General features: G+C 54.7%; 22 protein-coding genes. 20 read left to right on the plus strand and 2 right to left on the minus strand.

Going from position 1 to position 25,115, the window contains the following annotated elements:
• The first annotated feature begins 10 nt into the window (after window positions 1–10).
• The 10 genes from IPH75_01005 to mltG all read left to right on the plus strand — a co-directional run bounded on the left by IPH75_01005 (window position 11) and on the right by mltG (window position 10,904).
• The gene (locus IPH75_01005; protein ID MBK7140639.1) at window positions 11–478 is read left to right on the plus strand and encodes a DUF1648 domain-containing protein; all 468 of its coding nucleotides are present in this window, start codon (window positions 11–13) and stop codon (window positions 476–478) included.
• A 99-nt stretch (window positions 479–577) separates the two neighbouring features.
• Window positions 578–1,642: a hypothetical protein gene (locus tag IPH75_01010; GenBank protein ID MBK7140640.1), complete on the plus strand. Its 1,065-nt coding sequence runs from the start codon at window positions 578–580 to the stop codon at window positions 1,640–1,642.
• Window positions 1,643–1,742: 100 nt separating this feature from the next.
• Complete coding sequence (locus IPH75_01015; GenBank protein MBK7140641.1) at window positions 1,743–2,732, plus strand: Gfo/Idh/MocA family oxidoreductase; 990 nt, start codon at window positions 1,743–1,745, stop codon at window positions 2,730–2,732.
• On the plus strand, window positions 2,733–3,839 hold the full coding sequence (gene lpxB / locus IPH75_01020; protein ID MBK7140642.1) for a lipid-A-disaccharide synthase: 1,107 nt from the start codon (window positions 2,733–2,735) through the stop codon (window positions 3,837–3,839). It abuts the gene before it with no gap.
• A 17-nt stretch (window positions 3,840–3,856) separates the two neighbouring features.
• On the plus strand, window positions 3,857–5,074 hold the full coding sequence (locus IPH75_01025; protein MBK7140643.1) for a hypothetical protein: 1,218 nt from the start codon (window positions 3,857–3,859) through the stop codon (window positions 5,072–5,074).
• Window positions 5,067–6,152: a tetraacyldisaccharide 4'-kinase gene (gene lpxK / locus IPH75_01030; GenBank protein ID MBK7140644.1), complete on the plus strand. Its 1,086-nt coding sequence runs from the start codon at window positions 5,067–5,069 to the stop codon at window positions 6,150–6,152. Before IPH75_01025 ends, lpxK begins: the two co-directional genes overlap by 8 nt.
• Window positions 6,152–7,765: an L-aspartate oxidase gene (gene nadB, locus IPH75_01035; protein MBK7140645.1), complete on the plus strand. Its 1,614-nt coding sequence runs from the start codon at window positions 6,152–6,154 to the stop codon at window positions 7,763–7,765. Before lpxK ends, nadB begins: the two co-directional genes overlap by 1 nt.
• Entirely contained in the window at window positions 7,704–9,290 is a 1,587-nt protein-coding gene (gene guaA, locus IPH75_01040; protein ID MBK7140646.1) for a glutamine-hydrolyzing GMP synthase, read from the plus strand. Before nadB ends, guaA begins: the two co-directional genes overlap by 62 nt.
• Window positions 9,291–9,364: 74 nt before the next feature.
• Window positions 9,365–9,790, plus strand: coding sequence for a Holliday junction resolvase RuvX (gene ruvX / locus IPH75_01045; protein MBK7140647.1), 426 nt, complete (start codon window positions 9,365–9,367; stop codon window positions 9,788–9,790).
• Window positions 9,705–10,904 (plus strand): endolytic transglycosylase MltG, encoded by a 1,200-nt coding sequence (mltG, locus tag IPH75_01050; protein MBK7140648.1) that lies wholly within the window; start codon window positions 9,705–9,707, stop codon window positions 10,902–10,904. The genes ruvX and mltG overlap by 86 nt, the downstream gene beginning before the upstream one ends.
• Before the next feature lie 64 nt (window positions 10,905–10,968).
• Here mltG and IPH75_01055 read toward each other — a convergent pair whose 3' ends face one another.
• Both IPH75_01055 and IPH75_01060 read right to left on the minus strand, forming a co-directional pair.
• Window positions 10,969–12,384: a sigma-54-dependent Fis family transcriptional regulator gene (locus IPH75_01055; protein MBK7140649.1), complete on the minus strand. Its 1,416-nt coding sequence runs from the start codon at window positions 12,382–12,384 to the stop codon at window positions 10,969–10,971.
• Between the two features lie 3 nt (window positions 12,385–12,387).
• A complete protein-coding gene (locus IPH75_01060; protein ID MBK7140650.1) occupies window positions 12,388–13,761 on the minus strand; it encodes a hypothetical protein in 1,374 nt (457 codons plus the stop codon).
• A 162-nt stretch (window positions 13,762–13,923) separates the two neighbouring features.
• Here IPH75_01060 and gatC point away from each other — a divergent pair, with 162 nt between their 5' ends.
• From gatC to IPH75_01110, 10 genes are all read left to right on the plus strand, one after another.
• Window positions 13,924–14,214, plus strand: a complete 291-nt coding sequence (gene gatC / locus IPH75_01065; GenBank protein ID MBK7140651.1) for an Asp-tRNA(Asn)/Glu-tRNA(Gln) amidotransferase subunit GatC — start codon at window positions 13,924–13,926, stop codon at window positions 14,212–14,214.
• Window positions 14,211–14,948, plus strand: coding sequence for a 3-deoxy-manno-octulosonate cytidylyltransferase (gene kdsB / locus IPH75_01070; GenBank protein MBK7140652.1), 738 nt, complete (start codon window positions 14,211–14,213; stop codon window positions 14,946–14,948). Before gatC ends, kdsB begins: the two co-directional genes overlap by 4 nt.
• 14 nt (window positions 14,949–14,962) lie before the next feature.
• Window positions 14,963–16,648: a CTP synthase gene (locus tag IPH75_01075; protein ID MBK7140653.1), complete on the plus strand. Its 1,686-nt coding sequence runs from the start codon at window positions 14,963–14,965 to the stop codon at window positions 16,646–16,648.
• A 155-nt stretch (window positions 16,649–16,803) separates the two neighbouring features.
• Window positions 16,804–18,141, plus strand: coding sequence for an SLBB domain-containing protein (locus IPH75_01080; protein MBK7140654.1), 1,338 nt, complete (start codon window positions 16,804–16,806; stop codon window positions 18,139–18,141).
• Window positions 18,138–19,373 carry a hypothetical protein gene (locus IPH75_01085; protein MBK7140655.1) on the plus strand — a complete coding sequence of 412 codons (1,236 nt, stop codon included), beginning with the start codon at window positions 18,138–18,140 and terminating at the stop codon, window positions 19,371–19,373. The genes IPH75_01080 and IPH75_01085 overlap by 4 nt, the downstream gene beginning before the upstream one ends.
• Before the next feature lie 3 nt (window positions 19,374–19,376).
• Window positions 19,377–20,135 (plus strand): N-acetyltransferase, encoded by a 759-nt coding sequence (locus tag IPH75_01090; protein ID MBK7140656.1) that lies wholly within the window; start codon window positions 19,377–19,379, stop codon window positions 20,133–20,135.
• An 8-nt stretch (window positions 20,136–20,143) separates the two neighbouring features.
• The gene (locus IPH75_01095) at window positions 20,144–21,253 is read left to right on the plus strand and encodes a DegT/DnrJ/EryC1/StrS family aminotransferase (GenBank protein MBK7140657.1); all 1,110 of its coding nucleotides are present in this window, start codon (window positions 20,144–20,146) and stop codon (window positions 21,251–21,253) included.
• Window positions 21,254–21,322: 69 nt separating this feature from the next.
• Window positions 21,323–22,891 carry a polysaccharide biosynthesis C-terminal domain-containing protein gene (locus IPH75_01100; protein ID MBK7140658.1) on the plus strand — a complete coding sequence of 523 codons (1,569 nt, stop codon included), beginning with the start codon at window positions 21,323–21,325 and terminating at the stop codon, window positions 22,889–22,891.
• Window positions 22,881–23,942, plus strand: coding sequence for a glycosyltransferase family 4 protein (locus IPH75_01105; GenBank protein ID MBK7140659.1), 1,062 nt, complete (start codon window positions 22,881–22,883; stop codon window positions 23,940–23,942). Before IPH75_01100 ends, IPH75_01105 begins: the two co-directional genes overlap by 11 nt.
• Window positions 23,926–25,095: a DegT/DnrJ/EryC1/StrS aminotransferase family protein gene (locus IPH75_01110; protein ID MBK7140660.1), complete on the plus strand. Its 1,170-nt coding sequence runs from the start codon at window positions 23,926–23,928 to the stop codon at window positions 25,093–25,095. Before IPH75_01105 ends, IPH75_01110 begins: the two co-directional genes overlap by 17 nt.
• The last annotated feature ends 20 nt before the right edge of the window (window positions 25,096–25,115 follow it).

Genomic DNA, 25,115 nt, shown 5'->3' on the forward strand with positions numbered 1-25,115 from the left:
GGAGACGTCGATGACGACTCCAAAACTCTTCTGGCTTTTCTCCCTGGCGGTCCTCCTGATCCAGGGTGTTCTCGCGTATCCCCAGCTCCCGGACCAAATGGTCACGCACATGAGTCTGGAGGGGGAACCCGATGGTTTCGGCTCAAAAAGCGGATTCTATCTCTCCTTTGGCCTGGCCGTCCTGCTGATTAATATCATGCCACCGCTCTTGTCGATCCTCCTGAAAAAACTTCCTGAATCATTGATCAACCTGCCGAACAAGGAATATTGGTTTGCCGATGCGACTCGCAAAGCGAAGAGCCACCGACCTGATGGTTGGTATGTTGGCCGCGACAATGGGGATGGTGAACGTGATGTTCATTCTAGTTTTCCAGCAGATGGCAGACCTGTCCATTGGGAATGCCCCTTCTATTCCTACGTGGCTTATCTGGTGCATCATTCCAATTCTGATCCTCTTTCCTCCGGTCCATCTCTTTAGGGCCTTTCGTGTTCCTGAGAATTAGGGCAGTCCGCACGCTCTGTTGACTCCTCAATCCACATTGCATATATTGTTTCGAACGGGAGTAGGAGGCATTTCATGTTTTTCCGGATTCTGCTGACAAGTCTGATTCTGTCTTCGTCATTATTCGCTCAGGCGAAAGTCGGGACGACCGGTGCGCAATTTCTGGAAATGATGCCCTCCGTTCGCTCCCTCGGCATGGGGGAAGTTGCCGCTCCATTGATCGACCGCCAATCCCATTACACTAATCCTGCTACGTTGGGTCTCTCAGGCGATTACGCGTTGTCTTTCACCTTTCGACCCATACCTTCTGAGTTAAGCAATTCTGGCAGCGGCGTTGACTATCAATCGTTGGGGCTTGCCAGTCATGTTGCTTCCTTGAAAAACGGATGGAATCTCCATCTGGGTCTCCAGGCGATCAGACTTTCGTCCGGGACATTGATCGAGCGAACATACCAACAAGGAACCTATGAAGGAACCGGCCGAGAATTCGAAGCCACTTCCAATGCTTATGCGGTGACAGCGGCACTATCCAGCGGTTCCCACATCGCCTATGGATTTGGAGGGACATTTCGCTATGTCGAGGAAGACTTCAATGACTTTACTGCCGATGGCATTGCATATGATCTTGGCGCTATCGTAAGAATTCCCCTAAAGACGGCTTCAGTTGCTACTCCGAAGCCCCGTCCCCTTACCAGTCTTACTGCCGGAATTTCATTGAAAAACATGGGTGCAGATATCGAATTCATTGACAATAGCTACCCGCTCCCATCCTCTCTGGTATTTGGACTGGCACTAGAAATGAACTTATCCAGGATCAGCCTGGTTGCGGCCATGCAGGAGCAGATGACCACCGAGCTCACAGAGGGCGAGGTTGGCCTTGGTCTGGAATGCGGACTCTATGATTTTCTCTGGCTCCGCCTGGGCCGCACACCCAACGGCGATTTCGACAATCTCGCCACTCTCGGTTCCTCTCTCTCCGTTCGCGGATTGCTCACACAAACAGTCTCCGCCGTCGCGGAATCATCTTCGAAAGGGCTCTTCAGTCGACTCGACTTGATCGCTTCCTATGCGACATCAATCGAAGACCGAGACGTGCTCAACAGCGGCATCGACTACTGGCAGATAGAGATAGTGCTCTAACGCGTTCTGCTGCAACCGGATATTTGCGCTTTCCTCGCGCCTCCGATTGTATTAGCTTCCTTCCCACTATGTCTCACCATCACCTCAGATTCCGGGAAATATGAGAAAGATAAAAACCGCCGTAGTTGGCGTCGGCGCCCTCGGCAAACATCACCTTCGCTGGATAGCCCAACTCGCCAATGCCGAACTGGTCGGCGTTTATGATACCGATCGAGAACGTGCCGCATCATACGCCAAAGAGTACAGTATCACTGCATTTGACACTTTGGAGCAATTGGCCGGTAGCGCCGAGGCTGTCTCCATTGCCGTGACAACCTCAGCCCACTTCGAGGTTGCCTCCCAACTGATCAAGCGTGGCGTCCACTGCCTGATCGAGAAGCCGGTGACATCGACTCACCAGCAGGCGCTCGACTTGATTGAAATGGGGAAAAGGCACGGAGTAAAGGTGGCTGTCGGGCAGATCGAAAGATTTAACCCCGCTGTCCAGGCTTTAGCCGCATATGACATTCGTCCCTCATTTATCGAGGCGCACCGTCTAGCCGCCTTTGATCCACGCGGCACCGATGTTGCCGTTGTGCTCGATCTGATGATCCACGACATCGACCTCGTATTGCATTTCGTCAAGTCACCGCTGGTTGATATCCAGGCCTCTGCGGTCGCAGTTGTCTCCGAGCATCCGGATATCGCCAACGCGCGTCTGACTTTTGAGAACGGAACGGTCGCCAATTTAACTGCTTCACGAATTTCTCTCAGACCGATGCGTAAATTCCGCATCTTCCAGCCCTCGGGCTATTTTTCGCTCGATCTGGCGGTCAAGCAGGCCGATGTATATCGTCTTGCGACGGGAGCCGATGACCACGGCATGCGTGTACCGCTCGGCAAGTCCGGCAAGGATATCCTCTATGTCAAGAAAGCCGACAGCGGCAAGGACATGCTGGGCGCCGAATTGGAATCATTCATAGATGCCGTCATCAATGACAGTTCGGTCGCGGTGTCGCTCGAAGAAGCTACCGAGGCGCTGCGCGTCGCTCTTGAAGTTGAACGGATCGGCATGAAAACGATCTCGCATCTGGTGGCACAGTCAAACTAAATGGACAGTTCTTCATTATTCATCTCGGCGGGAGACCCCTCGGGAGATAATGCGGCCGCTCGACTAGTCGCCTCGCTCAAGAAGGTGCGACCAGATTTGACGCTTTTCGGATTAGGCGGTCCGAAACTGAAAGCACACGGTCAGGAACTGCTTGCCGAACCTTCGGATCTGGCCGTCATCGGTTTCTGGGAGGTCGTCAAACGTTATCGTTTCTTTCGCGAGTTGATGCTGCGCACGGTGCGGGAGATCGAAACGCGGCGACCCAAATGCATTCTTCTCGTCGATTACCCCGGCTTTAATCTTCGCCTGGCCAAACGAGTCAAGAAACTCGGTATCCCGATCATCTATTACATCTCGCCGCAGGTCTGGGCATGGGGGAAAAAGCGGATCCCGGAAATTCGCGAACTGGTCGACCAAATGATCGTTATTCTCCCTTTCGAACAGCCATTCTATGAACAACATGGCATAAAAGCTGAATTTGTCGGTCACTACTTGCTCGAAGATATCCCTGCCGATTACCTCGCCTCGAGCATTCCGAACAAAAAACAGATCGCACTGCTCCCGGGATCGCGCCCGCAGGAAGTCGAGCGGATGCTCCTACCTATGCTAGAGGCCGCAGCGATGTTTAACGCTAAACATGGGACCACAGCCACTGTGGCCGCGATCGAGAATGGTTATGACTATGCATCAACGGTCGCTTCCTTTCAAGAACAGGGAATAAAGGTCGTGTTCAACGATGCCCGTCGCATCGTCTATGAGGCAGATCTGGTGGTGACCGCGTCCGGCACTGCAACACTCGAAACCGGCCTGATCGGGCGACCAATGATCATTGTCTACAAGACCGGTCTGATCACCTATGAGATCGCAAGACGACTTATTAAAATCCAATCGATCGGTCTAGTCAACCTGGTGCTCGGCAAAAAAGTTGTCCCGGAGTTGATTCAGCATGAGGCCACACCTGACCGCATTTTCTCTGAAATGGAACGACTCTGGACCGATCGCGGAGAATACGAAACGATACACCGAAATCTGCTGACTCTCCCATCGCTGCTGCATGGACATGGTGCCAGCGACCGTGCCGCGAAACTGGTGGCGAACTACCTATGATGCAGTTGTATCGAATAGTGGCCAATTTGATATACTGGACGGCCTTCAAATACTTCTGGTTTCGTTCCACTACAGATGAACTCTGGGCTGGACGTCTCCTCACTGAACTGCCGGCCAAAGCTGATATTTGGATGCATGCCGCGTCGGTAGGCGAAGTTCGCATTATCAGTCACTTGCTGGATTATCTACGTAGCGTCGATCCTACACTCACTTACCATATCACCGTGATGACTCGGACCGGCTATCAGACCGCCAAATCGGCCTGCGGTGATTTTGCAAAAATCTCGTATTTTCCGTTCGATGTCCCCATGCTCTGGCGAAAATTCCTCGACCGGATGCAACCCCGCATCGTGGTGATTGCCGAAACCGAGATCTGGCCGAACTTGATCGAAACACTGGAAATCCGTAAGATCCCTGTTGTGTTGGTCAACGGTCGACTCTCCGAAAAGGCTCACGGCCGCTATATTTTCGTTCGGGGTTCGATCGGCAAGCTCCTCTCCACGTACGATCATCTCTTCCTGAAAGGAAAGGATGACTATAAGCGTTACCAAGATCTCGGAGTCCCAGAAACTAGAATGACCCTGGCCGGTGACATGAAATTTGACGCTCCGTTAGTCGAACGGACCGCCGACCAGAAACAGGTGAGCCGACGCTTCCTTTCGGTCAATCCGGATCAGTTTCTCCTGGTCGCCGGTTCGACCCGACCTGGGGAAGAGGCGCAACTCATTGAGATCTATCGTAATCTGATCAACAACTTTCCGCAGTTGCGGATCGCCATCGTTCCGCGCCATATTGAACGAACCGAAGAAATCATGAGCATGATCCAGCAACAAGGTTTGAACGGACAGATCGCCGGCACGGATATCCTCCCCAGAGCCAATACTATTCGCGTCGTGAATCGTATGGGAATGCTGATAGATCTATTTGCCGCCGCAGACCTTGCCTTTGTTGGCGGAACGCTGGTGGATCTGGGAGGTCACAACCTGCTTGAACCGGTTTGGGCAGGGACCCCAGTCCTCTTTGGACCTTCGGTCTACAATGTCCGCGATGCCGCCGATTATATCACCGAACATCACTTCGGTGCTATGGTCCAGTCTGGTGCCGAATTGGAATCAGCGGTCGCTCAGGTCATCGTCGGCGATCGCACTTTCGCACGCAAAACCCGGTCAGATCTCTCCCAATCGGCAACTGCAATCGCCGGAAACCATATCCTGAAGCGGCTGGCCCATGCTTGAAAAGATCTGGAAGGCGATCCTCCGTCGCGGTAGCCTCTCGCTGCTGATGTTACCAGCTTTTCTGCTCTGGATCGTCTCGCTTTTCTATCGCGCGGGCTTTGCGCTCAAGCGCAGGATGGCTGGGAATCCGCTCAAGCTTTCTGTGCCGGTGGTGTCCGTTGGAAATATCACAGTCGGTGGATCCGGTAAAACGCCGATGGTCGAATTTCTCGCCCGCCATCTGGTCGATGCCGGCATTCGGGTGGCGATCGTTTCATCCGGATATGGTCGAACCAATGAAATCAGTTTTGTTGAAGAGGGGTACAAAGTACAGGAACGCTCTACCGATGACACCGGCGATGAGGTCATGCTCCTGGCGAATTCCGTTCCCGAGGCACACTTTTCCGTCGACCGCTCTAAAACCGAGGCCGCCAGACGGGTCGCCGAAAGTGGCCTGGTAGATGTTATCATCGTTGACGACGGCTTCCAGCACTTCAAATTGGCGCGCGATCTGGATATCCTTGCTTTTGATGCCGCAGTCCGCCCCCAGATGCTCCGTCCATTCCCCTATGGTATGCTCAGGGAGCCGGTTTCTGCGCTGAGCCGCGCCGATGTTATCATTATCACTCGCTCGAATTTTGCCAAGGACCGGACGGCCATTCGGAAAATGATCCAGAAGCACAACCCCAATGCGCCTTTGTATCATGCACACTTCTCGGTTACGGAACTGATCGGCTCGGATAAGCGTTACCCGGTGAAATATCTGGAGGATAAATCGGTCTTTCTGTTCGCCGGAATCGGCAATTTTCGGTCGCTGCGCAAACAAGTGAATTCGCTGGCCGGCGATCTGGACTTTGCACTCGAGCTGTCCGACCACCAGCAGTACGATCAGGCAATGTTGGAGAAGATCAAGAAACTGGCCGACGAGCATGAATCTGATCTGGTCCTGACGACCGGTAAAGACTGGGTCAAGCTGGGAGACTTTGATTTTGGCCGCGAGAGTTACTATCTTGGCCTTTCCATCGACCTTGACCCCGGTGAGGAACGACTCGTTTCCTACCTGACGGATAAACTTGGACTTCAGCCGCGAGAAAACTGATGAACCGCGATTTCGATATACTGGTGATCGGAAGTGGAATTGCCGGGCTGTTCTACGCTCTCCGCGTATCCGAGCACATGCCAAAGGCCCGCATCGCTCTTGTGACCAAAAAGGGGGAGACTGCCACCAATACCAATCGCGCCCAAGGCGGCATTGCCGCGGTCCTTTCTGGCACCGATTCTTTTGACGCGCATATCGCAGATACTCTGCGTGTTGGCTGTGGCATCTGTAAGAAAGAGGTGGTCGAGCGTGTGGTCGAGGCTGGTCCGGCAGTGATTCAGGAGCTGATGGATTATGGCGTCCGCTTCACCAAAGTCGATGGCCGCTTCGATCTTGGACGCGAAGGCGGGCATACCGCCAGTAGGGTTGTCCATGCATCCGATCTGACCGGCCGCGAAATCGAACGCGCCCTGCTCAGCGCCTGTCGCGCCAAGAACGATTCGATACAGATTTTCCGCGATCATATTGCTCTCGATCTTATCAAGACGACAGTCGGGGGACAGTCCTCCTGCGTCGGCGCCTTTGTCTTTTCTGAAGTCGGCCGACTGTTCACCGCCATCTACGCTCCGGTGACGATGCTTGCTACCGGCGGACTCGGCCAGGTGTACTATCATACTTCGAATCCGGAGATCGCCACCGGCGATGGCGTCGCTATGGCCTATCGTGCCGGTATCCCGGTCGCCAATCTGGAATTCATCCAGTTTCATCCGACTACTCTATACGCTCCTGGACGCGAGCCTTTCCTTATCTCCGAGGCAGTTCGTGGCGAGGGTGCTCGTCTCAAGTCGACTGATGGCCGCTATTTGATGGAGAATGCGCACGAACTGAAAGACCTCGCCCCGCGTGACATTGTCGCACAAACTATCGACAAGGAACTGAAAGCGAGTGGCGAAGAGTTCGTCTACCTCGATATCAGCCATCGCGATCCGGAATTTGTCAAACAGCGCTTCCCCAATATCTACGCCGAATGTCTCCGCTACGGTTTTGATATCACCGAGCGTCCCATCCCGGTCGTCCCGGCCGCACACTACGCCTGCGGCGGAGTGCTTTCATCGATCGAAGGTGAGACCAATCTCTCAGGGCTTTTCACAGCGGGCGAGGTTGCCATGACCGGCATGCATGGCGCCAACCGCCTCGCATCAAATTCACTGCTTGAAGCGGTCGTGATGGCCCGTTTTGCCTCCGAGAAATCGATCGATTATCTCAAGGGGATCGAGTTTAATCGCCCTGTTCAGGTTGAGAATGCGCTGCACTCGTCACTTGCCTATCCTCGCGAGAAGATTCTTATTGCTCATGACCGTCGCGAACTACGGCGCGTCATGTCCGACTTCGTCGGGATCGTCCGCACCGAGGATCGCCTTGCCCTGGCGCACGAGAAAGTCAATCAGATCAGGTCGGCGATCGACCAGTACTATTTCGCCACTCCGGCGACCTACAATGTGGTCGAGTTACGCAATCTGGCAACTGTCGCCGAATTGATCATTAGGAGCGCCATCTCCCGCCGAGAATCGCGAGGTCTGCATTACCTCGATGATCGACCTGGCTCCAATGATGCTTACCTGCACGATACCATTATCACGGAACAGAAAGGAACTGACAGTGGCCACCCATGAAATGGTGCTGATCCTTGATTTCGGCTCCCAGTACACCCAATTGATCGCCCGCCGTATTCGCGAGGCACACATCTATTGTGAGATCGTCCCCTTCAATGCCGATCTCTCCGCCTACCGCGAGCGCAATGTCCGGGGATATATCCTGTCCGGTGGCCCGTCTTCTCTCGCCGATGCCGATGCTCCGCGTGTCAGCCGTCAGTTCTTCGAATCCGGAGTGCCGATCCTGGCAATCTGCTATGGCATGCAGTTGCTGGCGGACGTTTTTGGTGGAAAATTGATGCGAAGTGAACATCGCGAGTACGGTCGCGCCACTTTCCGCCCCGATGATACCGCGCCGCTTTTTCGCAGTCTATCGCAGAAAAGTCAGGTCTGGATGTCCCATGGTGACTCGATAGTTGCCCTGCCGCAGGGATTCCATGTGACCGGGGAAAGTGATGGCCTCGCCGTTGCGGCGATCGCCGATGAAACCCGTCACATCTATGGCGTGCAGTTCCACCCGGAGGTCCACCACACCGCGGAGGGAAAGCAGATCCTCCACAACTTCCTTTTCGATATCTGCCGCCTGCAGGGAGATTGGACCACCGAATCATTCGTTGATGAATCCATCAACCGGATCCGCCAGCAGGTTGGAAATGGTAAAGTCCTCCTCGGTATCTCCGGCGGAGTAGATTCGACCGTGGCCGCAGTACTCCTGCACCGAGCCATCGCCGAACGGCTACATGCGGTCTTCGTCAATACCGGCATGCTACGTAAGAACGAATTCGAAGATGTCACCGTTATGCTCCGCACGCTCGGAATCAACCTCTATCCGGTCGATGCCTCCGAACTTTTCCTTACCCGACTGGCCGGGGTAGAGGATCCCGAAAAAAAGCGCAAGATCATCGGCGCCTCTTTCATTGATGTCTTTGAAGCTGAAGCAGAGAAGATCGGTGATGTCGATTTCCTGGGGCAGGGGACGCTTTACCCGGACGTGATAGAATCGACTTCCTTCAAGGGGCCATCGGTCACCATTAAGTCGCACCACAATGTGGGCGGGCTGAAAGAGCGGATGAAACTTCGCCTGGTGGAACCACTCCGCGAGCTGTTTAAGGACGAGGTACGAGTGGTTGGGCGAAAGCTGGGCCTTCCCGACCAGTTCATCCGACGACACCCGTTCCCCGGCCCGGGGCTGGCTGTTCGCATTCTGGGCGACATCACCAAAGAGCGGTGCGACCTGCTACGTGAGGTTGATCACATTTTCATCGAAGAACTGCTCCGTCACAACATCTACGATGATATCTGGCAAGCTTTTGCCGTCCTGCTCCCGGTCAAGGCAGTCGGGGTGATGGGAGATGAACGAACCTACGAGAATGTCGTCGCCCTCCGAGCGGTTACCTCGGTTGACGGCATGACCGCCGATTGGGCACGTATCGACAACGATATCCTGGCCCATATCTCCAACCGGATTATCCGGAATGTCCGCGGCGTCAATCGGGTCACGTACGACATCTCGTCCAAGCCGCCTGCGACCATTGAGTGGGAATGAGGGCCACCCTCCTCTTGGCCCGGCTCAACATTCTTTTTGACTCAGTCGCTTAAACTGCGCTACTTTGCGGCATCATGACCGACCGCACCATCCTTGCAATCGACTACGGCACCAAACGGATCGGATTGGCGAAATCCGATCCTATGGCCGTGATCGCCTCGGCACTGAAGACTCTCGAGGTCCGCTCGATATCCGAAGCTGTCACTATGGTTGCCCAGGCAATAGCCGAGTATGATCCGAAAACGGTGGTGGTCGGCTATCCACTGCTCGCCTCCGGCGACAAGAGCAAGAAATGCGAAGAGATCGACCAGTTTATTGCCATGCTTTCCACGCATTATCACGGACCGATTGTTCGCGTAGATGAAGCTGACAGCTCGCGTGAGGCGACCTCAATCCTCCGTGCCCACGGACAGCGTGTACGCAAAGACAAAAAACGGGTCGACCGACTGGCCGCTGTCATCATTCTCCAGCGATATCTGGAGGAACTCCCTGAAAACTGAACCAAACATCCAGGTCTGGGAATATCTCTGGTATGCCGCCACCACGATCTTCCTTTTGGTAGTCGGCGTCTGTCTGTTGTTCCTCAGAATGCTCGGCTGGATTCTCAGGCGCCTCAAGAAGCCCGGAATTTCGTGGGCAATGGCGGGCGCGGTATCGTTGCTAGTTGGGATACTGGCGATATCCGCAATTTCATACCTCTACTTCAACAGCAAGGATCTTGGCGGCCAGGTAATCGAGGTTCAAGTGACCACCGGTGATACCTTTGGGGCGGTCGCCGATCGTTTGGTCAAAGAAGGCGTGGTCTCTAATCGTTGGTCACTGATCCTCCCGGCACGTTTGCTCAAAGTCGACCGGAAACTCCGCTCCGGAATATACGTTTTCACTGGCCAGAATTCTGCCCGGTCAGTCCTCGACAAACTCAATCAGGGTGATGTCAAGCTGACCGAAGTGACCATTCCTGAGGGGATGCCCATTTGGAAGGTCGCGGCTACCCTGCAGACCAGGCTCCTTCTGGATTCTGCCGCGCTGATGCAGCTCAATCTGGATCGTCCGTTTCTCGACAGCCTGGAGATCCCATATCTCGAGGGTCATCTATTCCCGGAGACATATGCCTTCGATCCGGGTGTTTCCCTTCGGTCGGTAGTGAGGGAGATGGTGCAGATGTTTAAGCAGAAGACAGATTCCCTTTGGGCAACGCAGACTGCAACCGGTCTGAACAAATACCAGACACTCACCCTTGCATCCATCATTGAAGCGGAGACTCCCCTGGCATCCGAACGCACCAGAGTTGCCTCAGTGTACCTGAATCGACTTCGAATCGGGATGACGCTGGATGCTGACCCGACGGTTATTTACGGTCTCGGCGGACTGGATCGTCCGTTGCTGCGCGACGATCTCGACAGCGTGACCATATATAACACCTATCGGATCGCGGGCTTGCCGCCGACGCCGATCAACTCCCCGGGTCTGGCATCTGTTCTGGCGGCGATGAACCCCGATGGCTCTGATTATCTCTTTTTTGTCGCAGATGGTACCGGTGGGCACATCTTCTCGCGTACCAACGAAGAACACAATATGGCGCGACGCCGCGCTCGGCTGAACCAGCCTCGCTGACCAAAAGAAAAGGCGGAACCAGAAATCCCGGTGCCGCCTACGGTCCTCCCTGACTCGTTAACTTCTATACCTCAACCTCGTCGATCGCCCCCAGGCGAGTGAGATTGTACTTCTTGATCTTGCGCCAGAGAGTGGTTCTTCCGATCCCCAGATCCTGCGCGGTCTTCGTAAAATTCCAGTCATTTTCCGACAGCGTTTTGACGATCAACGACCTTTGCTCGGTGTCCATGCGTCCACCCCGGAAAGTGAGCGTCATCCTGGTCGGTACTTCCACTTCAACGACCGGTCGATCCCCGGCAATGAAGATCACATCGTTGATATCGATCTGATTGTTCATGCAGAGTGCCGCGCCGCGTTTGAGTGTATTTTCCAGCTCGCGGACATTCCCCGGCCACCTGTGCCCAAGCATCTTGTCGACCGCCCGACGAGTGATCGTGACCGTATGCCCCTTCATCTCGTGCGAGATTTTGCGCAGGAAATAGTCGATAAGCATTTCTATATCTTCCAGCCGATCGATCAGCGGCGGAAGGGTTAGTGGGATAACATTCAGTCGGAAATAGAGGTCTTCGCGGAAAGTTCCTTCCTGGACCATGATCTTCAGATCCCGGTTGGTGGCGGCCACGATCCGGACATTCACTTTCTTCGATTCTGTCGCTCCAACTGGCCGTATTTCGGATTCCTGGAGGAATCGCAGCAACTTCGCCTGGGTCGACATCGGGATATTCGACACTTCATCCAGGAAAAGCGTGCCATCATGTGCTTCCTCGAATAGACCTTTCTTCGACTGATACGCGTTAGTGAACGACCCCTTGACATGGCCGAACAACTCAGACTCGAGCAGAGTCTCCGGAATAGCGCTGCAATCGACCGCTACGAATCGGCCTGCTCGCCGGCTGGAGTGGTGGTGGATCGCCCGCGCAAACAGTTCCTTTCCTGTGCCGGAAGGCCCGGTGATCAAGACCGTGATGTCGGTCGGAGAGACCCGCTGGGCAGTCTCCTTAAGCTGGGACATGATCTTGGAGATCCCGATAATATTATCGAAACCATAGTTCATGGCGACATGCTGTCGCAGTACAGTGATCTCACGTTTCATCAGTCTGCGTTCAACGGCCTTCTGGACTTTGACTAGCAGATGTTGATTGGAGAATGGTTTGGTGAGATAATCGAAGGCGCCGGCCTGGATCGCCTCAACGGCGCTTTCGATAGTCCCATAACCGGTGATCAGGATGATCTCGGTATCCGGTACGGTTGTCTGGACCGAGCGAATCACATCGATCCCCGAATCATCGCCGATCCGCAGATCGGTGATCACCAGGTCGAATGAGTGCTGGCGAATCAGCCCCAGACCGTCAGCGGCGGTCGCGGCCTGCATCACCTGAAATTGTTCGCTCGCCAGTACCGAGACTATGCATTCACGGCTCATCTTCTCATCGTCGATGACCAGGATGCGGATCTCGCTGTTGACGGTGCTGCTGTTCATGGGTCATTTATCCTTATGGTGCGTCAGGATGGTTTCAAGCTTGCTGCCGTCGCCGGCACAGTGATATACGGAGAAGCCGAGAAGGCGTCCGAGCGATTCAACATACTCTCCCCATTCGGTCGCGCAGTGCAGATGATTGGTCGTATGGGTTGAGGTCGTTTCAAATCGTACCGTCAACCGCTGCTCATCGTCCACTTCGAAATTTACCGAGGTCGCTGTGGCAAAGCCACTCGAGGTCAAATGGATCTCCAGGATAGTTTCGTATAAAACTGCCAGTGCCTCGGGCGGAACCGCCAGCTCGATCTTCGTCGCCCACTGCTCCGTCATGGTAAGGTGGCGGCTTGGGTGGTGGATCGCCGCATGCGTGACTGTCTGCCGCAACTCCTCGGCCGGATTGATCCGCTCTCGACGGAGACTGTCGAAAACCGTCAGCAATTGGTAGCGATGCACTACCTGTTCCAGTTCAGTTGTCTCTTCCTGAATCAGTCGGAGCAATTCGGTCTCCGGATGTCCGGGTTGCCAATTAATGATCCCCTCCAGATGGTGGGCCGTCGAATGAAGCGCCTGCGTGGCGCGGCGAAGTGACTCGATAAACCGCGGATACATGCTGCCGGCCAGGTCGTTGGCTTTCATCTCCTTCGGTCGAAAGGTCACGAGGGAGAGATCGATATCGTCGACCCGAATATTCTCCGCATGCAATAGATGCCCCGCCAGCAGGTCACCGAATGATCGCATAGCCCGGCTGAACTCATTCTTCACCAACTCGTTGCAGTCTACCGAACAGATCGCACAGAATGGCCCGTTGGCCGCCACGATCCTTCCGGAACACCGATTGACGACCAGTGCAGGCGACTCCGAATTCAAGTGTGCCGCCAGTCGCTTGGCCACCTCCTGGACCCTTGCGACAGCCGAACGGAATCGTCCGGTGAGCAGCGAGAAGTCATCCGCTGTACGATCGAATGGGTCGCCGTAGTCGCGGCCGATCATTCCGAAAGTGAGCGGTCTGCCGTTCAACTCTCCCAGGCGAATCGCATGCACGCGACTGCTGGTGAAACTGCCGGAGGCCAGCCGCTGACGATGCGAGTAGACCGCATTGTCATGCAGGTAGGATGCCTCAAGCTGGTCGGCATTGAGTAGTGGAACGGATTCAGGGTGAAGGTATTCTCCATCAAACATGAGAAAACTGATGCAGTGTGATGGTACGAGCGTATCGAGAAGCTGCTTCTCGCTATCGCTCAACCAGCCACGAGTGGAAACGCTGATAAGAAGTGAAACAATGCCGGCTTCAGTTGCCTGGTCGGAAAGACGAAGGTCATTCCGCGATGTGGCAATGCGGTCAGCCAGTTCCGCTTCAAGGTGAAACTGCCCGGGTGTCATAGTCCCATATTTCCTTGTTTCATTATGGTACATGTAGTTGAAATGTCGGAACACTCGGCGATAACTTTAGCGGCCCAAACAACTTATTTGTCCCAATACGCACAGTTTCACAGTTTCATTTTTAGCCCTTGACGGCCTCCCTGGGGTTGCGTAACTTCACCCATGCCACTCTCAAACGCTCAAGTAGAGCATATTGCCCGTCTCGCACGGCTCAATCTCACCCCACAAGAGGTCGAACTTTACACCACCGAACTGACGGTGATCCTTGAGTATATCGATCAATTGAAAACGGTGGATACCGAGGGAGTGGAACCCCAAAACCAGTTCATCACGGCCGAGAATGTGTTCCGCGACGATATCGCCGAACCTTCCCTGCCGCGCGACCAGGCACTCGCCAATGCACCGCTTCAGGATGGGGAATTTTTCCTCGTGCCAAAGGTAATTGGGGGATGAAACCAAAAGTTCTCGCAGTCATTCCGGCGCGATTAGGGTCCCGGCGGTTTTCCGGTAAGGTGTTGTACCCCTACCAAGGAAAGCCGCTTCTCTTTTATGTCTGGAATGAAATGCGCAAAGCCAAACGGGTCGACCGACTCGTCATCGCCACCGACAGCAAAGAGATCCAGTCCGTGGCCGAGGAGTTTGGCGCCGAAGTCTTCCTTTCGAAAAAGAAACATCTCTCCGGTTCGGATCGCGTGGCTGAAGCCGCCGCCAGGATCGGTGGCGAGATAATCATCAATATTCAGGCGGACAATCTGACTCTCCCCGCCAAAGTGATCGACAAAGGTGTCGAACTGATGCGCAAGTCCAAGGGGAGCCTGTTTGCCACCACCGCCACGCCGATCAGGTCTGAGGAAGAACTCTACGACCCCAATACCGTCAAAGTGGTCTGCTCACAGCAGGGTTTAGCCCTCTGGTTCTCTCGATATCCGATCCCATTCATTCAGCACCCAAGCTCAAACGAGCGACTCGCCCAATATCATTATCTGAAACATATTGGCGTCTACTTCTTCCGGCGCAAGGGGCTAGAGGCTTTTGCCAAATGGCGCCCTTCGGAGCTGGAGAAGATGGAATCGCTGGAACAGATGCGCATCTTGGAACACGGGGGCAGGATCGGCTTGTTTGAGAGTAAGGTACGATCGGTCTCGGTCGATACGCCCGATGACATTCGCAAGCTGGAATTAGTCTAACACAGGGAATAGATATGTCTGCCACTGACTCAACCAAATATGTCTTTGTGACCGGCGGTGTGGTTTCATCGCTGGGCAAAGGGATTGCCGCATCCTCTCTCGGCTTTCTCCTGCACAAGCGAGGACTGAAAGTCCGCTCGATCAAATTCGACCCGTATCTCAATGTCGACCCCGGGACCATGAATCCGTTTCAGCATGGCGAAGTGTTTGTACTCGACGATGGCTCTGAGACCGATCTTGATCTTGGCCATTACGAACGCTTCCTCGACCAGTCTCTGGACAAGGCGAACAATGTCACCACCGGACAGGTCTACCACACAGTAATTTCCCGGGAACGGCGTGGCGATTATCTCGGCGCTACTGTGCAGGTCATCCCGCACATCACTGAAGAGATCAAAAGCAGGGTCCGCAAAATCCCCCCGCATGTGGAAAAGCCGGATGTCGTCATCTGCGAGATAGGCGGTACTGTAGGCGATATCGAATCTCTACCGTTTTTGGAGGCTATTCGCCAGATCGGGATGGAAGAAGGACATGACAATGTCCTCTATATCCATGTAACTCTGGTCCCACACCTCGCCGCGGCCGGAGAGTTTAAGACCAAACCGACCCAGCACTCTGTCAAGGAACTCCGCGAGATCGGTATTCAACCGAATATCCTTCTCTGTCGCTCATCGAAGCCGCTCAACGAAGGTCTTCGCCAGAAAATATCTCTCTTCTGTTCTGTTCCGGCGCGCAATGTGATCGCCGCCGAAGATGTCCCCACCATTTACGAGGTGCTGCTCCATTTCCATGACCAGCAGCTTGACCAGATCGTCTGTGACCATTTCCGGTGGAATGTCCCAGAACCGGATTTGACCGAGTGGAGTGAGATGGTGCACACGATCAAAAATCCACGTCGGCATATCAAGATCGGTATCTGCGGGAAGTATGTGAATCTCAAAGACGCCTACAAATCGATCATTGAGTCCTTTGTGCATGCCGGTGTCACTTCCGATGCCGAAGTAAGTCTTATCTGGATCAGTTCCGAAGATATCAAGCAGGGGGGAGCCGGCAAGTTCCTCTACGATGTTGATGGACTTTTGATCCCCGGTGGCTTTGGCGAACGGGGAGTGGAAGGGAAGATCGAGGCCATTCGCTATGTCCGCGAACGGAATATCCCCTTCTTCGGTATCTGCCTGGGAATGCAGTGCGCGGTCATCGAGTACGCTCGAAATGTCTGCGGCCTCGAAGATGCCCACAGCTACGAGTTTTATCGCGATCTCAAGCACCCGGTCATCCACCTGATGGCCGATCAGGAAGGAGTCACTGAACTTGGTGGCACCATGCGTCTCGGCGCCTACCCCTGTATACTGCGCAAGGACAGCAAATCGTATGAGGCCTACGGTGCGACGGAGATCTCCGAACGTCACCGCCATCGCTATGAATTGAATAATGCTTACCGGGATATGCTGGTAGACAAGGGCCTCCTCATGGCCGGTGCATCACCGGACAACCGGCTGGTCGAGATCGTTGAGGTCCCGACACACCCCTGGTTTGTCGGTGTCCAGTTCCATCCGGAGCTAAAATCTCGCCCGCTCCGCCCACACCCGCTGTTTAGAGAGTTCGTCCGAGCGGCTGTCCAATACCATGAAACCCGTGGCGGACATCTTCTGGCCGAGTCTCCTGACCATCAGGATGTTATCCAGCGCACCAATTCGTAAGTCTTCCGTTCCGGGGTCGGTTCGACCGGCCCCGGAACCAACTCCCCTCCTCCCGTTGCATTGTCATCCAAGCAGTTAGGGAAAGTTTATCCCGTTGACAAGGGAGGGCCGCTTGCGTATGCTTTCGGTCTGTAATCACGTATGACAGGAACTAGATGAATCGCATTATCCGGCTTTTTGGCCTGTTCGCTTTGGTCCTGATATCTGCCTCTGCGGGGATCGCACAACAATCTCCATCTGCGGCAGATTCTCTGGCCATGCAGCTCCTTCCGGCCACATTCGATCGACCGATCAACCCCGATCTTTACCTTATCCGTCCGGGTGAGGTCATCCGAGTCACTTTCTTGCAGAGCAGCCTCAGCGCGCTCCAGCTCGAGATCAGCTCCGATGGTCAAATTGTCCATCCCAGCCTGGGGATCATCGACCTTCGCGGCACTACTCTCGCCCAGGCGAGAGAAAAGTTGGTTGAACCGCTGCGATCCAGGTATAACGTCAAAGATATGGTCCTAACCGTTGGTGAACCCCGCCCGATTTCGATATCCATTACTGGTGCCGTGCGCTCACCCGGCTTTTACCGAGTGTACAACTCGCAACGGGTCTCCGATGCCTTGGCCCTTGCCGGCGGGATCACCTCCGATGGCTCCACCCGGAATATCGTCCTCTCCGGCGGACCGAAACCGCTGGCCGTCGACCTGGACCGTGCCCTCTATCTTGGTGATGATGCCGCCAATCCCTCTCTCTATGCCGGTTACCATCTCGATGTACCCGTCAAGTCGGCCGAGGCCGTACAGGTGCTTGGCGAAGTACTCCGGCCCCGTGAGATTGAGTTGCGACCAGACGATGATCTCTCCACTCTCCTCGATTTGGCCGGCGGTTTGACCTCCAGTGCAGACTCTGCGGCTATTCGCCTCCTGGGTCAGTCGGACCGCAATATCTGGCAGCCAGGCATGATCAAAGCCAAAGATATCATTCAGGTGCCACGTCGAAGTGCGAGCGCTGCACAAGGCGTATCGGTGCTTGGCGAAGTGAAGTCACCCGGTAGATTCTCACTCCAATCCCCGCTGACTCTAAGCCAGGCGCTGGAGATGAGCGGCGGACCGACTGAGGATGCCAATGTCGGACGAATAACTGTCTTTCGTATTGCGGAGACTGATCAGTACACACACGCTTCCCGTGAACGATACCCGATCATCGCCGCCAACGAAGATTTTCTCAATATCCAATTGAAGCCGATGGATTCCGTTTTCGTGCCCCGCAAACTTGGTTGGGTTCGCGTCAGCGGGCCGGTCAAAGCACCGGGCCTGTTCCCGTATGTCGAGGGGAAAGACGCTGAATACTACATCTTCACTGCCGGCGGGATGCTCCCGACTGCCGACCCCGAAAAAGTCGGACTGGTCAACCGCATCTCACATGTACGTCGCCTCGTGTCAGTCAATACCCGTGTGCTGGATGGTGACGAGGTTGTGGCCCAACTGCGATTGGTGGCACCATGACCGAACCACGCGAAAACAATGTCTGGCTCTTCCTCGAATTGATGGCCCGTCGCCGTGGGATGATCATTGGCCTAACCCTGCTCGCGACCGTCGTTGCCGCAGTGATCTCGCTGGTCCTTCCCAAATGGTATCAGGCCGAGGCGCTTCTGCTTCCACCAAAAGATGTCTCTACCACCATGGAAAGCCTCTCGCGTCTTGAGGAAGTTATTTCCGTGACCGGCGGACTGAATCTTCCTGTGATGGTGACTCCCTCTGATGTGTATGCGCGCATCCTTCGAAGCAGGACCATCTCTGATCGGATCTCCGCACAATTTGATCTTCAGCAGCGCTACGAAACTGCCACTCGCACGGAAACCTATGACGCCTTGATGAAACATGCCGTCTTCCGCGTCACCGAAGAAGGACTGCTCAGCATTCAGGTGGAGGACAAAGTTCCGGAGACTGCCGCAGCTATTGCCAACGCTTTTGTTGATGAGATCAATCGGGTCAATCAGGAAATAGTCACCGGCAGAGCACGCAAAAATCGCGAATTCATCGAGGGGAGACTCAACCAGGTTCGTACCGAACTCGATTCCGCCCGCGCCTCACTTGAGCATTTCCAGCGCACCTATCGGACGGTCGATTTCGATGAACAGACTCGCCTCGCCATTGAGCAGGCAAGTAACCTGAAAGTCTCGCTTGCCCAGACTGAACTCGACCTGCAAATCGCCGAGCAGTCGCTCGGAAAAGACCATCCTGACCTGATGGTCCGTCGCCAGCGTCGGGCCATTCTCAAGCAACAGCTTGAGCGCCTGGAGGTCGGCGGAGCGGATTCCTCCTATTTCTCGCTGCCGGTCGCATCCATCCCGGCTCTGCGTGGCCAGTACGAAATGCTCTACAGCAAAGTGAGAGTCTCTGAAGTGCTCTTCAACACTTTGCTTGAGCAGTTGGAACAGGCCAAAATCCAGGAAAGCAAGGAGTCGCCCACAATCTCAGTTTTGGATCGCGCTTCGGTGCCTGAGTTACGCAGTCGCCCGAAACGAACCCTGATAGTCGGTGGCACTTTCCTGCTCTCGCTCATCTTTTCGATTTTTCTCGCTTCGCTGTTTGAATATATGGACCGGCTCCAGGAGCGTCGCCCCGAGGATCACGAGCGCGCCCAGTATGTAGCCGGGGCCTTTTTCGGCTGGCTTCCCGGGGTGAAACGCAATCCACGCGGCTCATCCCCTTCCTCTCGACGCGACAAGGAGTAAATGATGTCATCTTCCATAGTTTCATCCTCAGCCAGGATCGGTAGCGGCACCACCTATGGCCAATTTTGTGTCATCAGCGATCAGGTAACGATCGGCGCCGGCTGCGTCATCGGCAATCAGGTGATCATCCACGACGGCACTACCATTGGCGACAATGTCCGGATCGATGACGGCACCGTGATCGGCAAACGCCCGATGCGCGCCGCCAACAGCGCCGTCACTTCCGACAAAGAAGTCCCTGCCTCGAAGATCTCCGCGAATTGCATTATCGGAACACATGTCGTTATCTACCGCGGATGCGAAATAGGGAATAAGGTCCTCGTCGCCGATCTCTCCACCATTCGCGAAAATGTCACTATCGGCGACTTCACCATCGTTGGGCGTGGAGTTGCGATCGAGAATTTCTGCAAGATCGGCAGTTACGTAAAACTTGAGACAAACGTTTATATCACCGCTTATTCGGAGCTGGAAGATCGCGTGTTTGTCGCCCCGTGTGTAGCTACCTCGAACGACAACTACATCGGTCGCTCCGAAGAACGCTTCAAGCACTTTAAAGGTGTCACTATCAAGAAGGGAGGGCGCGTCGGCGTTAATGCCACCGTGCTTCCCGGAATCACTATAGAGCAAGATACTCTGGTCGCTGCCGGTGCGTTGGTCACCAAAGACACACCAGCCGGTAAGATCATCGCCGGTGTGCCGGGCAAAGTATTCCGCGATGTTCCGGAAGAGCAGTTACTGAAAAACCAGGGTTGGAAGGAGTAATTCGTATCATGGGAGTCCCGCTACTTGACCTCACCCGCCAATATGCCTACCTGAAGCCGGAATTGGACAAGGCGGTTATCAATGTCCTCACCCACGGCAAGTTTATCCTTGGACCAGAGGTCGCCGAACTCGAGAAGCAGATCGCCGCTTACTGCAAAACAAAGTATGCGATCGGCGTTGCCTCCGGAACTGATGCCCTGATGGTAGCTCTCCATGCGTGCGGTGTTGGCCCCGGCGATGAAGTCATCACCTCAAATTTCTCCTTCTTTGCATCGGCTGGTGTGGTTGCCCGTCTTGGTGCGACACCGGTCTTTGTTGATATCGAGCCGGACAGCTACAACATCGATCCGAAACTGATCGAAAAAGCGATCACCAAAAAAACTAAAGTGATCATGCCGGTTCATCTCTTCGGCCAGTTGGCTGATATGGACCCGATCAACGAAATAGCCAAGAAGCACGGACTCAAAGTTGTCGAAGATGGCGCCCAGTCGATTGGTGCAGAGTACAAAGGACGTCCCTGTGGCTCGATGGGTGACCTTGGTTGCTTCTCTTTCTTCCCCTCAAAAAATCTTGGTGCTGGTGGCGATGCCGGCATTATCACCACAAACAGCGAAGAGCTGTATGAACTCTGCCGCATTCTCCGCGAGCACGGTCAGAAGCCGCAATACTATCATCGCATCGTCGGCTACAACTCCCGACTCGATACCATTCAGGCCGCCATGCTTTTGGTCAAATTGCCGTATCTGCGGAAATGGTCCGAAAAACGGATTGAACATGCCAAACGCTACGACAAAGAACTGGCTGGTGTCCCCGGAATAATGACTCCGCCCGTGATGCCGTACAGCACTTTTCATATTTACAACCAGTACACGTTGGCTTCACCAAAGCGCAAGACGGTTTTCGAAGGGCTCCGCGCTGCCGGAATCGGTACCGCCATCTATTATCCGGTTCCGTTCCATATGCAGGATTGCTTCAAGTATCTTGGATACAAGGAAGACCAGTTCCCGCATTCAACTAAAGCCGGCGATGAGGTCTTTTCGATCCCGATCTATCCCGAAATGACCGAACAGGAACAGACCGAAGTGATCGCCACGGTCAAGAAGCTGGCGACCGCGTAAGGGAGACTGCTTCCTGAATACACGGAAAGCTGAAAGGACCGGCCACGCCGGTCCTTTTGTCTGAACGATATGACTGACAAACCCACCATCAACTCCGCCTCAACTCGCTCAATTGCCGCCATCGTAGGTGTGGCCGGGGTGGTCTTTGTCTCCAAACTGCTGGGACTTGGCAGAGAGATAGTGGTCGCCGATAGGTTCGGAACTTCCGCCGAATATGATCTTTATCTCATCGCGATCATGCTCCCTGCCTTGGCCTACGGCATCATTAATTTCGCTTCGTATTTCTTGCTCGTCCCGTATCTCACTCGCTTTCTCGAGAAAAGGCCCGCTGATGGCGGATGGCGGTCGATCTGGGGGCTGTTCAATCGAAGTATTCTCTTCTCGCTTGCAATTGCTTTCCTCATCATGCTCGGTGCGCCATTTCTGATGCGGATCTGGGCGGGAGATTATGGTGGCGTGGAATTCAAATTGATCGTCTTTTACTGCCGGATCATTGCGCTGATGGTCGTTCTTGGAACTTCCGAAGCCTATCTCCGCGCGCTGTTGAATGTCCGCCACGTTTTCACATGGCCAGCCGGCGGCTATATCGTCGAGAATATTTTGTTCATTACCGCAGTAGTGCTTTTCCATAACCTCCTCGGCGTCGGAGCAATTATTATTGGCCTGCTCGGGGGGATGATCGGACAGAATATCTTTCTCGCGGCGCGTCTTATCCCCTCAGGCGGTATCGCCAAATATCGCCTTTCTCTCAAGACTGAGCATATGGATGGGATGGTCTCGACCATCCTGCTCTTACTCGGCATCGAACTGGTCAACCGATCTTATTTCCTGTTTGACCGTTTTGTCGCCACAGATTTTGGTGTCGGAATCATTTCATCGCTCAACTACAGTCAGGTACTGGTGCAGTTGCCCGATGCGGTGGTCGGTTTCGCGATCGCTTCGGTTGTTTTCCCAAAATTCGCCGGCGCCGATCTGAGCAAACAGGATAACGCTTTCGGCAAGCTGTACCGGAATGCCATTGTCGGGGGGATGCTCCTGACCATTCCTCTGGCGGCGTTTTTTCTGGTCAATGCTACCGATCTCGTGCAAGTAGTCTTCTTTCGCGGACGGTTCGACGCGAGTTCAGTCGAGATGACCGCAACGCTGTTGCGTCCCTATACTCCCACAATTGTCGCACTCTTTGTGATCTCCACCTCCCTGCGAGCGGCGTATGGACAGGGGTGGACCAAGCAGGTGCTCTATCTTGCACTAATCGCCCTGGCCGTCAAGGCGACAGCAACTCTCGTTTTGCCGGGCTTCATAGGTTACCCCGGAATTACCGTCGCGACTTCGATTTCGTTTACCTTGATGGCGGTCGGTTTGTTGCTCCTTTGCCTGACAAAGATCCGCGCCAATGCGGACATCTCTTTACTACCGGGCATTCTCAGACTGATTTTGGCTGGGGCGATCTCTGGCCTTGCTGGCTATCTTTTTGCAAGTCCGATCGATTCGTTACTTCCCGGCAACTCCTTCGGGGAGGCCGTCGGCAGGCTGGCCATCTCCGGCCTGACGATTCTGGCCGCCTTTTTAGCGGCCGCATTGTTATTTGGCTTCCGTCCCTATTTCGCATTATTATTCCGGCGGAAATATGTCAGCTAAACGGATCGTCATATTCGGGTTTGCCCAGTCAGTGCATATTCAGCGATGGGTCGCTGGACTGCAATCGCGCGGCTATGAGATCAAGTTGATCTCGCTGGGCGGGGAGAAGCTCCCCAACACTGAAACGGTTATCTTCCCGCATGACTCCCGCGCCGAATATATCTGGAAGTCCGGAGATGCTGTCCGCGAGGCGAAGAAGTTTGATCCCGCCCTGGTGCATGTGCACTATGCCGGCGGATTCGGTCTCTGGTCATGGCGCATGGGATTCAAACCGACTGTCATCTCCATCTGGGGAAGTGACCTTCGCGAATTCTCCAAAAGCTGGCCTAAACTCTCCTTCCTTCGCGCGACCCTTAATCAAGCAACGGCCCTGACCGTTACCAGCCGCTTCCTGCTGGAATCGACCAAGTCGCTTTTCCCTGATCTGGAGAAACGACTCGAGTTCATTCCGTTTGGTGTTGAACTCCCCAACGAGGTTCCACCACTCCCGGCCGGCCCCCCCAGACTCTGCTTTATCAAACATTACGAGCCGACCTATGCGCCGGATATCCTGATCAGGGCAATGGCCGAAGTGAAGAAAGAGATTCCCGACATCCGCCTCTCCATGGCCGGAAAGGGAAGCATGGCTCTCCAACTGCAAGAGATGATTCAGTCCCTGGATCTTGAGGACCAGGTCAAACTGGTCGGATGGATCGACAAAGATTGGGTCTATCACTTTATTGCCGAGCACAATTTCATGGTGATGCCGTCGCGCAACGAGGCATTCGGCGTCGCCGCCTTAGAGGCCGCCGCATGCGGACGACCGGTGATCGGCACCACTGTCGGAGGGATTCCGGAGGTCATTCTCAGCAATTTGACCGGCATCCTGGTCCCGCCGGATGATCCGACCGCCCTTGCCGAGGCTATCATCAAACTGGCCAAAGACCGCGCCCTGCAGCAGCAGATGGGAGAGGCCGGACAGCGCTATGTGCTGGCCAATTACACCTGGGATAAATCGCTCGACCTGATGTGCAGCCTCTACGAAAGACTGACCGATGCCGCCAATCGCTAAGATACCGCTCTACGATCTGGCTCTCAGTCGAGCCGCAATTGCAGAGACGACTGCGACGCTCAGATCCGGGTGGCTTGCCACCGGTGCAAAGGCGAAGGCATTCGAGTTGAAGATCGCCGCTCATTGCGGGATCAGACATGCCGCGGCGGTCTCGTCGGCCACGGCGGGTTTGCAGTTGGCCCTGTATCTGGCGGCATTCAAAGGTGGTTCCGAAGTTATCACCACGCCGTACACGTTCATTGCGACCACGACTTCCATCATCGCGGCTGGGCTCACTCCCGTCTATTGTGATATTGACCCGGATACTCTGAATCTCGATACCGCCAAGCTTGCTCGCAAGATCACCAGGCGAACGGGCTTGATTCTCCCGGTGGACATCGCCGGTCATCCTTGCGACTATTCGGCGATGCGCGAGATCTGTAAAGGAAAAGAGATACAGATAGTCTCGGACTCCGCGCATGCCTTCGGCTCGCTCTATCGTGGCGAGGCTATACCGCACTGGACTGACCTCTCCGTTTTCTCATTCCACGCAACCAAAAACCTTACCACCGGCGAAGGGGGGGCGATCCTCTCTCGGAATGGCAAGCTCATTGAGCGGGCGCGGCGGCTCTCCCGCCACGGTATCACCCGTGATGCCTGGATGCGGAAACAGGGGAGAGGATGGCAGTACGATATACCTGAAATCTGGATGAAGGGGAACCTGCCGGACATCCTCGCCTCAATCGGTCTTGGCGAGCTTACCACCTTCGACCAGCGTCAGGCGAAACGCCGCAAGATCGTCGAAAGGTACGCGCACAATCTGAGGCATATGCAGGATTACCTTGAATTACCTGTTGAGCGTCCGAACTGCCTGTCCGCCTGGCATCTCTACATCATCAAGCTGGTCACGAAGCGCCTGACTATCGACCGCGCCGGGTTTATCGAGGCGATGGCCCGCAAATCTGTCGAGTGCGGCGTGCACTATATCCCTATCCCTGACTTCTCCGCCTTTGCCGGCTCTCGTCCCAATCTCGGCAGTTTCCCCGTCATGGACGAAGTCGCCCCGCGTACGGTTACCCTGCCGCTTTATCCGACCCTATCGCTTAAACAGGTCGATTATATCTGCGAATCGATCGAGGCGGTTATCAAGCGGAATATCCGTCGCACCCGCTAGCCTCTTGTCAATCGCCACCG

Source organism: bacterium, from assembly GCA_016708025.1.
Taxonomy (GTDB): Bacteria; Zixibacteria; MSB-5A5; order GN15; family FEB-12; genus FEB-12.